Here is a 12,230-nt window from a genome sequence, read left to right on the forward strand (position 1 = left end):
ATCCGCTTGCTGGAAGATGCCGGGGCTTGGACGCGTAAGCCAATCAAAATCGCTGGGTGCCTTGGCTTCAATCTTGGGAGCGCAGAGTTCGCTTGCCCTCTGGGCATTGGCGCGTACGCAATTGGCGTCACACCTCGGTGGCGCCGCTTGTCCCACCTGAGCTGCCGATTGAACACCGCTTGGTGTTGCCACAGGAGGTGGGGTTTGCTGTGCGGAAGCCGCGGCGATGCCGAGTAGCAGGAAGGCCAGGACCGATCGTATCATTCTCAGGGACTCACATGACGCAGCGAGGCGGAATTGTTTCTGGTGCCGTGTTCGCAGCCGTTCGTATATTTCAGCGCAAGATGAAGTCAACGCTCCAATGGCGCTTTGGCGCGGCACTCGATTCCATCGTTTGATGTCGCAACCAATTCGACAACGGCTTTTGCATTATCTTCGAGATTGATTGTCACATGACCGACATCTGTTTGTGATCCGGCGGTCAGTTCAAAGTTGTTTCCCTGATTGATATTTGAGGAGCCGGAAGGGCCCGATTTCGTCACCATGAATCGGAATTTGCCTGCAACGGCTGTTGAACTCGTGATCGTGCCGGTCAGTCCAACTGAATGTCCCGCGTCGGTCCTGCGGATTTCGCATTGGAGCGGGCCGGAAGAGGCATGCGCTAGAACAGTCACAGTAGAATCCTCGGCGTAAGAGTTCGTGCAGGTCAACAAAGCTCCAGCCATTAACGTGAGCAGGGTTGCGACGAGGCTGCGCCAGATGCCTCCATGTCTCTGCTGATTATGTCTCTGCTGATCATGTCTTTGTTTATTGGTCGATTCGCGGAGCATTTTCCGGGCCTCCTTCCGGGCATCCAAGTGATGGATCTAATGAGACGCTGAAGTGATCGCTATCAACCCGAAGGGCTGCGTGTCGATGAGAAGAAAAGGGGCGCACCAGCGTGCGCCCCCAGCCGCCTACGATCAAATCAGTGCTTGAAGCCCTGCGTGATATTGACGGTGTTGCCCGAACCGTTCTGGAAGTAGGTGGCAGAGTTGTTGTTGCCATACTGGCCAACGTTCGCGGTGCTGTTGCCGCCGGTCTGCGTGCCGTTCACAGTGTTGTTGTTGCCAACCTGCGAAATCGTCGCAGACGCCAGCATCAAGCCGTTCTGGGTGCTGTTGATGGTGTTGTTATCACCGAGTTGATCGGCCAGGAGGGAAGCGTTGGCAACCGTCTGAGAGCTATTCAGGGAGTTGCCGTTGCCGGTCTGCGTAGCCACCAGATACCCATTGATGCCGCTCTGGAAGTTCGTCATGTGGTTGTCGTTACCGACCTGCGCGGTGGTGGCGAAATCATTCGTCCCCGCCTGCGTATTGGTAAGCGTGTTGCCGTTGCCGGTCTGGTTGCCGCCCGTGAGGGTATTGGACGAACCCGACTGGGTGTTGCTTACAGTGTTGCTTGCGCCGTTTTGGGCGGTGTTGAAGTTGTTATTCGCGCCGCTCTGGTTCGAGATGACGGAGTTGTTGTCGCCGAACTGGCTGGCATTCGCGTTCTGTGCGGAGCCGTTCTGATTGAGGATCAGGAGGTTGCCGGTGCCGCCGCCCTGGCCGAAGAATGCGATATGGCCATCCAATGGCGAGCCGCCGCTGTTGGTTTGGTTCACGCTGATGTTGCCGAAGGATCCCGACTGCGAGCCAAAAGCCGAGCTCGAGGCGCCGGTCTGGGTCACCGACAGCGTGCTGCTGGTCGATGACTGGTCGGTGCTCGATGAATTGCCCGATCCAGTCTGCACGACCGTGGTTGTCGAGCTCGCGCCGCCAGTCTGCGATGCGATGGCGAAGTTGCCCAGCGGGCCGGCGCCGCTTTGCGTCAGGTTGATCGTGTCGTTGGACGACGTGGCATCCTGGCTGGCATGGGCTTCGTTGGCGTCATTGCCTTGCGTCACGATGATCGTGTTGGTCGTGCCGCCCTGATCAATGCCGAACGTGTTGTTGTTGCCGCTCTGCGTCAGAGTGACTGTGCTGCCGGCGGTGGCGCTCTGGTTGACGACGCTGACATCGCCGGTTGGCGAGAAGTTCAGAGCCTTTGAGCTGTCAAACACGCCGTTGCCGTTGCCGGTCTGGGACAGCGTGACGGTGCTGCCGGTGCCGGACTGGGTGACGTCGGCGATGTTGTGCGCGCCAGACTGCACCAGCGAGCCGGGTACCTGATCGGTCGGCGTTGCACCCTTGAAGATATTGTTGTTGCCGGACTGCGTGACAGTCAGGTTGTTGCTGTCGCCGGCCTGAACGAGCGAATTGCTGATCGACTGCGGAGCGGTCGGATCAGCCTTTCCGGCGATGTTGCCGGTGCCTGTCTGATTGATGGTGACCACACCATTGTTGCCGGTCTGGTTGATGTTGGTCTGATTGTTGATGTCGTCCGCGAATGCGGTCGATGCGGCCAAGGCTGCGATCACGCTCACCGAGGCGAGTAAAAGATGCTTTTTCATTGAATGACTCCGTTACCGGGAGGTGGAATTTCCTCCCGCCTTCAGGCGCCAAAACAGCCAAGCCAGCCCCGGCACGTCCTTAACGCCCGGTAAATGCTAAATCACGCGCAAGTATAAATCTCAATGTAAAGAGGGTGAATTGTCGCAGTTAAAGTAAAATTTAATATTACTGAGGTAATTATGAAGTAAAACTGAAATATAAACGTCTTGTTCGCGACGAATATTTGTTGCAAAACTTACAAATTGAATTTCGACAACCAATAGGGGGAGGAAGGGGTCGTGAGACCCCTCCCTCGATGACTGCATTTAGTGTCTGCCCTGAGTAATGTTCACGGTATTGCCAGTGCCTGACTGCGTGTAGCTGGCGCTGTTCATGTTGCCGTATTGCGCAACATTCGCAGTGTTGTTGCTGCCGGTTTGCATACCGTTGACGACGTTGCTGCTTCCGTTCTGCGTAATGTTGGCAACCAGCATCACACCACCGCTTTGGGTGGAGGTGATAATGTTGTTGTTGCCATTCTGCGCAGTGATCAGCATTGCATCGGGCGAGCTCTGCGTATTGGTGAGCTGATTGCCCATACCGATCTGGGTCGCGATCGCAGTCTGCGATCCGGTGCCAAACTGGTTGCTGTTGATGTTATTGCCGTCACCGGTTTGCAGCGCGGTCAGCTTGGAGCCAATAGTTGACTGGCCGTTCGTGATCGTGTTGCCGTTGCCGCTCTGGCTGAGAATGAACGTCTCGTTCATGCCGGCCTGGTTGTTCGTCACAACGTTGTTGTTGCCGGTCTGTGCAGCCGGTGTTGCGATGGTGTTCGAACCGATTTGGATCGGGACGCCACCCGCGTAGTTGTTCGAGCTAATCTGAATGTTATTGAAGGAGTTGTGCTCGCCGGTCTGAGACAAAGCAACCGTGTTGAAACCACCGGACTGGCTCGACGTAAACGAGTTGGCGGTGCCGGCCTGGGAGACCGACAGGGTCAGGTTGTCGCCAAGCTGTGAAAGCGAAACCGAACCTTGGTTCGAGGCCGCACCCAGCGAGCCCTGATCGATGGTGACGGTGTTGCCGCTCTGTTGAGACATGCCCGTTTGCTGGGTGAAGACAGTGTTGCTGTCACCGATCTGCTGAACGCGAGCGGTTTGATAATCTCCAGCCTGGATGTTGGTGAGTTTGTTGCCGTTGCCTTGCTGGCCAATTGCGGTATTGCCGGTCAGCAGAACGCTCGATGTGCTGGCGGTCTGGTCGTTGCTGATGACGTTATTGTCGCCGCTCTGGTTGGTGTCGAAGCTGTTGCCGGATTTGGCCTGCGTCGACGTGATGCTGTTGGTGTTGCCCGTTTGAGAGGTGCGGGTATTGTTATCGTGGCCGCTCTGCGTGCTGTTGACGAAGTTTCCACCGCCATTTTGCGTGAGGCTGGCGGTCAGCGTCTTACCACCGCTCTGAGTGGAGTTGACGATGTTGCTGTTTCCAGCCTGCGTGGCGGTCAGCATCGCGCCTGGCGAGCTCTGGTTGTTGTTCAATAGATTGCTGTTACCGGTCTGGGTCACGGTGGCCGTCTGTGCGCCAGAGCCGAACTGATTGTTGTTGATGTTATTGCTGTCGCCGGTCTGCATCGCGGTCAGCGAAGAGCGCGCGGTCGACTGACCGTTCGTGATCACGTTGCCGTTGCCATTTTGACCAAAAATGAACGTTTCGTTCGCTCCGGCCTGGTTGCTGTTCACGACGTTGTTGCTGCCGATCTGTGCAGCCTGGGTCGGAATGTTGGCTCCCCCGATCACGAGCGGCTGACCGCCTGTGTAGTCGTTCTTGCCGAATTGCGTGTTGTTGAACGAGTTGTGATCTCCGGTCTGCGATACTTCAACCGTGCCGCCATTGTTCGACTGGTTGGAGTTGAATGTATTGGCAAGACCGGCTTGCGAGACCGACAGCGTCAGGTTGTCGCCCACCTGCGAAAGTGTGACTGAACCCTGATTGGAAGCTGCACCCAGCGAACCTTGCTCGATGGAGACGTTGTTGCCGCTCTGTTTGGACACGCCCGTCTGTTGGGTGAAGACGGTGTTGCTGTCGCCGATCTGCTGAACGCGAGCAGTCTGATAATCTCCAGCCTGGATATTGGTGAGCGTGTTGCCGTTGCCTTGTTGGCCAATTGCCGAATTGCCGGTCAGCAAGAAGCTCGAGGTGCTCTTTGTCTGGTCGTTGTTGATGATATTATTGTCGCCGTTCTGGTTCGTGTCGAAGCTGTTGCCGGATTTGGCTTGCATCGACGTGATGCTGTTTTTGTTGCCCGTTTGATCGGCGCGGGCATTGTTGTCGTGGCCGCTCTGCGACAGCGTGACGGTGCCGTTGTTGCCGTCCTGAGTGATATTAGCAGTGTTCCTCTTGCCCGACTGCACCAGCGAGCCAGGGGTACCATCGGTGGCAACACCCTGGAAAATATTGTTGTCGCCTGACTGCGTGACGGTCAGCGAATTGAGGTTGCCGGCCTGAACGAGCGAATTGCTGATCGACTGCTGAGCAGTTGGATCAGCCTTTCCGGCGATGTTGCCGTTACCGGTCTGATTGATGGTCACCGTGCCATTGGTGCCCGTCTGGTTGATGTTGGTCTGGTTGTTGATGTCGTCCGCGAATGCGGTCGATGCTGCCAAGGCCGCGATGACGCTGACCGAGGCCAATAAAAGATGTTTTTTCACTTGGATCACTCCATTACCGAGAGGTGAAATCCCCTCGCGCCTGCGAGCGTCCAACGCGGCCAAGCCAGCCCCGGCACGTCGTTAACGCCCGGTTAATGCTAAAACACGCGCAAGTATAAATCGCAATGTAAAGAGGATAGATTGCCGCACTTAAGGTAAAATTTAATATCAATGAAGTATTACGGAAATAAAAGTGAAAACTAACTGTAGATTTACTGAAGCAAAACTGTCGTGATTACTGCGCTTGCGCTCGGCAAGCGCGCATCGAGTTTTCTATTCAACCCTCGGACTTCTTCGCTGCCGGAAGCGGAGTTGCGGTGACCGACTCTTTCGACAGATAGCTTTGCAGCAATGCGCGGCCGCCCTTCTGATCGGCGAAATTCCAGATGCCTTTCTGCGCGCCCTGCATGACAGTGGCGTACACAGCCAGATCGATGGCCTGACGCACGGCGAGCTGCGTGGGCTCGGTGCGGGTGACTCCTGCTTCAGCCTGAAGAAGTTTATCGATCGAGACGAACTTGTAGACGTTGGCGCGCAGGCCGATTGAGTAGACCGTCTTCGTGGTCGTAATGCTTGTCAGGACTTCACCCGTCTGAACGGAAACAACGCGCATGGCGACGGTGACCGTGTCTTGCCGGTATTGCACGTCACCGCCGATGTTGAGGAAGTTCGCACCGACGCCACCGGTGATGACGTTGCCGTCGAAGCCGATGATGCCGCCTTCGATCAGAAGCCCGGCGAACCGTATCGGCGGCAGCGGACGTGCATTCTCGCCCTCAAATTCAGCGCGCGTCACCTTCACAAGCTGACGCTCGTTGAGGAGATCGCTGAGACCATTGCGCTCATCCACCGTGAACCAGCGTCCGTGCCCTGCACGCTGAAGTGCATCGATCACGAATCCGGATGCACCCTGCGTCACGGCGCGAGAAAACACCGCGACGTTATCATTAGGCTCGTTCTTGCCGGTCAAATCCTGAAATTGGTAGACGGCGACGTCGAGCTTTCGCTTGGGCGGAAGCAGATTTTCCAGATCAAGAGCGGTCGGCGAAGCCGGGGTCAGCACCGGTGCTTCCTCAAGCAACTCACGGCCTTTCGGCTCCGTAACACAACCGGCAAGCAACACGGCCAAGCCGACCAACGGCATAAATTTAACAGCAGACAACATCATCCAACTCTGACTCGTGATTTCAACCAGCGCTTGCCCTAATGGGTGCCCGTGGGAGGCGCGGGCACCGACACTTGGGTGATGGTCTGGCCATCGTTGATGGTGATGTCGATGGTGCCGTTGGGGTTCTTTGTGTAGGTAATCGTCGTCCCTCCGAACGTGAAGGTGCCGGTGCCCGTTGTGGCACTCGAGCCGAAAATTTGCTGCGTGATTTGATTGGCGAGCGAGGAGTAAAGCTGACTCGTCAATTGCTGCGCGAAGATCTGCCCGGGCGTAAGAGCGCCTCCGAGACCACCCGAACCGCTCGAACCTGATTGGGTGAATTGGTTCTGAGCCTGCGCCGAATTGAACAGGTTGGAACCGTTCAGCGGGTTGCCGCCGAACGTTGGATTGGTCGGCGTGTAAACAAGCGTGCCCGCCTGCGCAAAACCGGTCATCGCGACGATCACCGTGCATGCGAGAATGATCGGGCGAACAACGCTGCCGCTCACCGGACGAACTCGAGATGTCACGTTATCTTCTTCCATACTGTTGAACGGATATCGGCGCAGAGGCCGTTCCGATCACTTGAATTTGGTAGGACAGGCCGGATCCCACTTGAAGATTGTTGATCGTGTTGCCGCTGCCGTTCACACCAATCGATGTGGTGTTCGAATTGCCGATCTGTGTTGTCGTGACCGTATTCTGTCCACCGTTGACCGTCAGGTTCGACGAGTTTTGCGATCCGTTCTGATATTGATTGGTGATGTTGCCGCTGCCGCTGAGCGTGGCAGTTGCGGTATTCACCTGCCCAATCTGCGTCACCGTCGAAGACAAAGCGGGGGATCCAGAAGTTGCAATCGATTGTTGCGACGCGGCCTGGTTGATGAGTTGATAAGCAGAAAGATCGGTGTACGGATTCGGCGTGGTGGAATTGGCCTGCTGCGCAAGCGCGAAATCCGACGCGACGCAAACCGACGCGCATAAAAACATCGCGCCAAACGCAGTGAATGCGCTTCGCGCGCGGCGATATTTTTGAACCACTGGACCACTTCCCCGATGTTACGGGAAGGCGGTAGCACATGGCTCGCTACAGTTTTGCGACAATTCGATTGATGAGAGCGATCGGGCTCATCACGGGCAGGTGTGGCAGCGCTCGCATCAATGCATCGTGTTGCGATGAAATCGAATAACGCGGTGATGTCACCTCTTATCGGCTATCGAGTCTCTGGCTGAGGGCCAAAGCCAGCAGGGTGCATGCCGCGCCGGACAACAGGTAGGCGCCGGCAGCCAACAATCCAAAGTTGCTGGCGAGAAGGAGTGCCGCAAGCGGCGCGAAGCCGGCACCGAACAACCACGCGAAATCCGACGTCAGTGCGGATGCCGTGTAGCGGTTCGCCCGCGAAAAATTCGATGCGACCGATCCCGACGATTGTCCGAACGAGATGCCGAGCAGGACAAATCCGATGATCATGAACACGGCTTCACCGGCTTGGCCGCCATTGAGAAGTTGGGGTGCGAAGCCGCTGAAGGCCGCAATCGCTGCGGCTGAGGCCCCAAGCAATGTCCGGCGGCCAAGACGATCCGCGATCGGTCCGGACGCGATGATCGCTGCGACACCGAACGCCGCAGCGATCGTTTCGATAATCAGGAATCTACCGGGTCCTTCCTCGGTAAACAGGAACACCCATGAGAGCGGAAAGACCGTGACCATGTGGAACAGCGCGAAGCTGGCAAGCGGCGCAAACGTGCCGACGATGACGTTGCGTCCCTCCGCCCGCAGTGTTCTCGCCACGGGCTCGGGCTCCAGGTCCCGGCTCTCAAACAGTTGCGAATACTGCGGCGTCACGACGATCCGAAGCCGTGCGAACAGCGCAACGACATTGATCGCGAAAGCGACAAAGAACGGATAGCGCCAGCCCCAATCGAGAAAATCCGCTGCCGACAGCTTCGTGATGAAGAAGGCAAACAGAGCGCTGGCAACCATCAGGCCGAGCGGCGCACCGAGTTGAGGAATCATCGCGTACCAACCGCGCCGTCTTTCCGGCACATTCAGTGCCAGAAGCGGTGCCAATCCATCCCATGTTCCGCCAAGCGCCAATCCCTGACCGATGCGAAGCAGCGCGAGAAGCCAGGCTGAAGCCGAACCGATTTGATCGTGTCCCGGCAGGAATGCAACCGCCACCGTGGAGGTTCCCAGCATGAACAGCGCGATGGTCAGCTTGATGCCGCGGCCATAAACGCGATCGACCGCCATGAAAATCGTGGTGCCGATCGGCCGCACGATAAAGGCAAGCGCAAAGATCGCGAAAGAATAAAGCGTGCCGGTGAGTGGATCGAGATAAGGAAAGACCAGCTTCGGAAACACGACGACTGACGCGATGGCGTAGACAAAGAAATCGAAGAACTCCGACGTGCGTCCGATAATGACGCCGATCGCGATTTCGCCGGTGTTGACGCTGTCGTGAGCGTTCGCGCCGTGCGCCTCACGGCGCGGTGACGCAGAAGCTGCCATGTCCATGCTCATGATGATTTCGCGTCCTTCTCGGGAACATATTGAAGCAGAACAAGCCGCCGTCCGATCGTGCTCTTTTGGCATTGCGGGTTGTTTCGAGGGATTGGGCAAATTGTCCAATGTCTCTTTCGCCGCGCTGCAGCTACGCGAAATATCAGATGTGAAACTTTTATCGGCAGGACAGATCGTGCTCCGCTTTCGTCAATTGGCTGTATTGCCCCTCGTGGCGATGCTGGGAGCCTGCAAGGCAGTGGTTCTCTCTCCGTCCGGCGACGTCGCTGAACAGCAGCGGGATATCCTGATCCAGTCGACATCGCTGATGTTGCTGATCGTCGTGCCGGTCATGGCGCTGATCGCGATCGTGGCGTGGCGGTACCGCGAATCCAACACGACTGCCACATACGAGCCGGATTGGGATCACTCGACCCATCTCGAGCTCGTGATCTGGTCTATACCGCTGCTGATCGTCATCTGCATCGGGGCGATCACCTGGGCAAGTACGCATCTGCTGGATCCGTATCGCAGGCTTGATCGCATCGCAGCCGAACGTCCCATCCCTGCGAACACCAAGCCGTTGAGGGTCGATGTCGTTGCGCTCGATTGGAAGTGGCTGTTCATTTATCCCGAGTACAACATCGCGACCGTCAATGAGATGGCGGCGCCGGTCGACCGGCCCATCGACTTTCACATCACGTCATCTTCGGTGATGAATTCCTTCTTTGTGCCTGCGCTTGCGGGACAGGTCTATGCGATGCCTGCGATGCAGACCCAGTTGAAGGCGGTTATCAATAAGCCGGGTGTGTATGAGGGGTTCTCCGCCAACTACAGCGGCGCAGGTTTCTCCGGAATGCGCTTCACGTTTCTCGGCGTAGATGACGCGGACTTCGGCAGCTGGATTGCCAAGGCGCGGGCTGAACCGGCCAAGCTCGATCGTGCCGCGTATCTGCAGCTGGAAAAGCCGAGCGAGAATGATCCGGTTCGCCGCTACGCCGGCGTCGATTCGACGCTGTTCAACGCCATCATCAATATGTGCGTTGAATCCAGCAAGATGTGCATGAGCGAGATGTCGGCCATCGATGCGAAAGGCGGCCTCGGGCTTGCGGGGGCGAGGAATACGCTTCCTCTGACCTACGACAAATATGCGCAGCGCGGCGCGGTGTTTGGCGCCGATGCGGCCTATGTCGCCAGCCTTTGTACCGTCCAAGAAGGTACCGTCCAAGCAAGTGCCGTTCAAGGAACCGATACTCGCGCCGTGGAAGCGAAGGCTCTCCCGGTGCTTGATCTGTCGCGCCTCAAAGGTGCCGGCCTGCCGCCGCCGTCGTTCACGCCACTGCGGTCCTCGCCTTCGCTTTCGTTGAATGCGATCCGTCACCCGTCCAATACCTGATGCAGAATGAGCTTTGAGATGTTGAGCGACACTTCCTTCCTCAAGTTTGTTTTCGGCAGACTGACCTGGGATGCGATCCCGTACCATGAGCCGATCCTTGTCGTGACGTTCGCTGCTGTTGCGTTGGGCGGCATCGCTGTTGTCGGAGCGATCACCTATTACAGGCTATGGGGCTATCTCTGGAAAGAGTGGTTTACCAGCGTCGACCACAAGCGCATTGGCGTCATGTACATGGTGCTCGGCATCGTCATGTTGCTGCGCGGCTTTGCGGACGCGATCATGATGCGCCTTCAGCAGGCGATCGCCTTCGGTGCATCGCAAGGATATCTCCCCGCGCATCACTACGACCAGATTTTCACGGCTCACGGCGTCATCATGATTTTCTTCGTCGCCATGCCGTTGGTGACAGGACTGATGAATTATGTTGTGCCGCTGCAGATCGGCGCGCGAGACGTTTCCTTTCCCTTCCTGAACAACTTCAGCTTCTGGATGACGGTCGGCGGTGCTGCGCTGACGATGCTCTCATTGTTCGTTGGCGAGTATGCCCGCACGGGATGGCTGGCCTATCCGCCGCTGTCGGGAATTGCTTACAGTCCCGATGTCGGCGTCGACTATTACATCTGGGGTCTTCAGGTGGCCGGCGTGGGCACCACGCTATCGGGTATCAACCTGATCGCGACAATCGTGAAGATGCGCGCGCCGGGAATGACCCTGATGAGGATGCCGATCTTCACCTGGACCTCGCTGTGCACGAATATCCTGATCGTGGCGTCATTTCCCGTACTCACGGCGGTGCTGGCGCTGCTGACCCTCGATCGATACGTGGGCACCAATTTCTTCACGAACGACTTCGGCGGCAACCCGATGATGTACGTGAACCTGATCTGGATCTGGGGTCATCCGGAAGTTTACATTCTGGTATTGCCCGCATTCGGGATTTATTCCGAGGTTGCGTCGACGTTCTGCGGCAAGCGTCTCTTTGGCTACACGTCGATGGTCTACGCCACGGTGTGCATCACCATCCTGTCCTATCTGGTGTGGTTGCACCACTTCTTCACGATGGGCTCGGGGGCGAGTGTCAATTCGTTCTTCGGCATCACGACGATGATCATCTCGATTCCGACGGGAGCGAAGATCTTCAACTGGCTGTTCACGATGTACCGCGGGCGCATCCGGTTCGAGCTTCCGATGATGTGGACGGTCGGATTCATGCTGACCTTCGTGATCGGCGGCATGACCGGCGTGATGCTCGCGGTGCCGCCCGCCGACTTCGTCCTTCACAACAGCCTTTTCCTGATCGCGCACTTCCACAATGTGATCATCGGGGGTGTCGTGTTCGGTGCATTCGCCGGCATCAATTACTGGTTCCCCAAGGCATTCGGATTTCAGCTCGACAAGTTCTGGGGGAAGATGTCGTTCTGGTTCTGGCTCGTTGGATTTTATTTCGCATTCATGCCGCTCTATGTCCTGGGATTCATGGGCGCGACGCGGCGGCTGCGGCACTTCGACGATCCTTCCATGCAGATCTGGACCGTGATCGCAGCCTTCGGCGCGTTCCTGATCCTGCTCGGCATCCTGTCTTTCCTGGTGCAGATCTACGTCAGCATCCGCGATCGCAAGGCGCTGCAGGATGTGACCGGCGATCCCTGGAATGGCCGGACGCTGGAATGGTCAACATCCTCGCCGCCGCCGGCCTATAATTTCGCGTTCACGCCGGTGGTGCACGATCTTGATGCCTGGTGGGATATGAAGCGGCGCGGCTATGTGCGCCCGCTTGAAGGGTTCAAGTCTATTCACATGCCGAGCAACACCGGCGCGGGCGTGGTGCTTGCTGCGCTGAGCACCGTCTTCGGCTTTGCGATGATCTGGTACATGTGGTGGCTGGCGATCCTGAGCTTCGCCGGACTTCTCGCCGCGGTGATCGTGCACACGTTCAACTACAAGCGCGACTTCCATTTCCCGAAGGATGAAGTCGTACAAGCCGAGAACGAGCGTAGTCGCCGTCTCGCACTGGAGGCTTGAG

General features: G+C 57.2%; 9 protein-coding genes. 2 read left to right on the top strand and 7 right to left on the bottom strand.

Annotation, left to right across the window (positions count from 1 at the left end):
• Window positions 1–350: 350 nt before the first annotated feature.
• The 7 genes from csgH to ACP0KA_RS11980 all read right to left on the bottom strand — a co-directional run bounded on the left by csgH (window position 351) and on the right by ACP0KA_RS11980 (window position 8,820).
• On the bottom strand, window positions 351–830 hold the full coding sequence (gene csgH, locus ACP0KA_RS11950; RefSeq protein WP_424629001.1) for a curli-like amyloid fiber formation chaperone CsgH: 480 nt from the start codon (window positions 828–830) through the stop codon (window positions 351–353).
• A 137-nt stretch (window positions 831–967) separates the two neighbouring features.
• Window positions 968–2,473 carry a beta strand repeat-containing protein gene (locus ACP0KA_RS11955; RefSeq protein ID WP_424629002.1) on the bottom strand — a complete coding sequence of 502 codons (1,506 nt, stop codon included), beginning with the start codon at window positions 2,471–2,473 and terminating at the stop codon, window positions 968–970.
• Between the two features lie 306 nt (window positions 2,474–2,779).
• Window positions 2,780–5,161, bottom strand: a complete 2,382-nt coding sequence (locus tag ACP0KA_RS11960) for a beta strand repeat-containing protein (RefSeq protein WP_424629003.1) — start codon at window positions 5,159–5,161, stop codon at window positions 2,780–2,782.
• Between the two features lie 277 nt (window positions 5,162–5,438).
• Window positions 5,439–6,326 carry a CsgG/HfaB family protein gene (locus ACP0KA_RS11965; RefSeq protein ID WP_424629004.1) on the bottom strand — a complete coding sequence of 296 codons (888 nt, stop codon included), beginning with the start codon at window positions 6,324–6,326 and terminating at the stop codon, window positions 5,439–5,441.
• Window positions 6,327–6,364: 38 nt separating this feature from the next.
• On the bottom strand, window positions 6,365–6,838 hold the full coding sequence (locus ACP0KA_RS11970) for a curli assembly protein CsgF (RefSeq protein WP_424629005.1): 474 nt from the start codon (window positions 6,836–6,838) through the stop codon (window positions 6,365–6,367).
• A gap of 1 nt (window position 6,839) precedes the next feature.
• Window positions 6,840–7,349: a hypothetical protein gene (locus ACP0KA_RS11975; protein ID WP_424629006.1), complete on the bottom strand. Its 510-nt coding sequence runs from the start codon at window positions 7,347–7,349 to the stop codon at window positions 6,840–6,842.
• Window positions 7,350–7,515: 166 nt separating this feature from the next.
• Window positions 7,516–8,820, bottom strand: coding sequence for an MFS transporter (locus tag ACP0KA_RS11980; RefSeq protein WP_424629007.1), 1,305 nt, complete (start codon window positions 8,818–8,820; stop codon window positions 7,516–7,518).
• 229 nt (window positions 8,821–9,049) lie between these two features.
• On the opposite strand from ACP0KA_RS11980, the gene cyoA reads away from it, so the two are divergent.
• Both cyoA and cyoB read left to right on the top strand, forming a co-directional pair.
• Complete coding sequence (gene cyoA / locus ACP0KA_RS11985; protein WP_424631569.1) at window positions 9,050–10,207, top strand: ubiquinol oxidase subunit II; 1,158 nt, start codon at window positions 9,050–9,052, stop codon at window positions 10,205–10,207.
• Between the two features lie 18 nt (window positions 10,208–10,225).
• On the top strand, window positions 10,226–12,229 hold the full coding sequence (cyoB, locus tag ACP0KA_RS11990) for a cytochrome o ubiquinol oxidase subunit I (protein WP_424629008.1): 2,004 nt from the start codon (window positions 10,226–10,228) through the stop codon (window positions 12,227–12,229).
• Window position 12,230: the final 1 nt, after the last annotated feature.

This window comes from Bradyrhizobium sp. SYSU BS000235, from assembly GCF_049747295.1.
Taxonomy (GTDB): Bacteria; Pseudomonadota; Alphaproteobacteria; order Rhizobiales; family Xanthobacteraceae; genus Afipia.

Coding starts and splice junctions, on each gene's coding strand:
- ACP0KA_RS11980 (WP_424629007.1), bottom strand. CDS start 8,820: ATGGCAGCTTCTGCGTCACCGCGCCGTGAGGCGCACGGCGCGAACGCT.
- cyoB (WP_424629008.1), top strand. CDS start 10,226: ATGTTGAGCGACACTTCCTTCCTCAAGTTTGTTTTCGGCAGACTGACC.
- ACP0KA_RS11965 (WP_424629004.1), bottom strand. CDS start 6,326: ATGTTGTCTGCTGTTAAATTTATGCCGTTGGTCGGCTTGGCCGTGTTG.
- csgH (WP_424629001.1), bottom strand. CDS start 830: ATGCTCCGCGAATCGACCAATAAACAAAGACATGATCAGCAGAGACAT.
- ACP0KA_RS11955 (WP_424629002.1), bottom strand. CDS start 2,473: ATGAAAAAGCATCTTTTACTCGCCTCGGTGAGCGTGATCGCAGCCTTG.
- cyoA (WP_424631569.1), top strand. CDS start 9,050: ATGCTGGGAGCCTGCAAGGCAGTGGTTCTCTCTCCGTCCGGCGACGTC.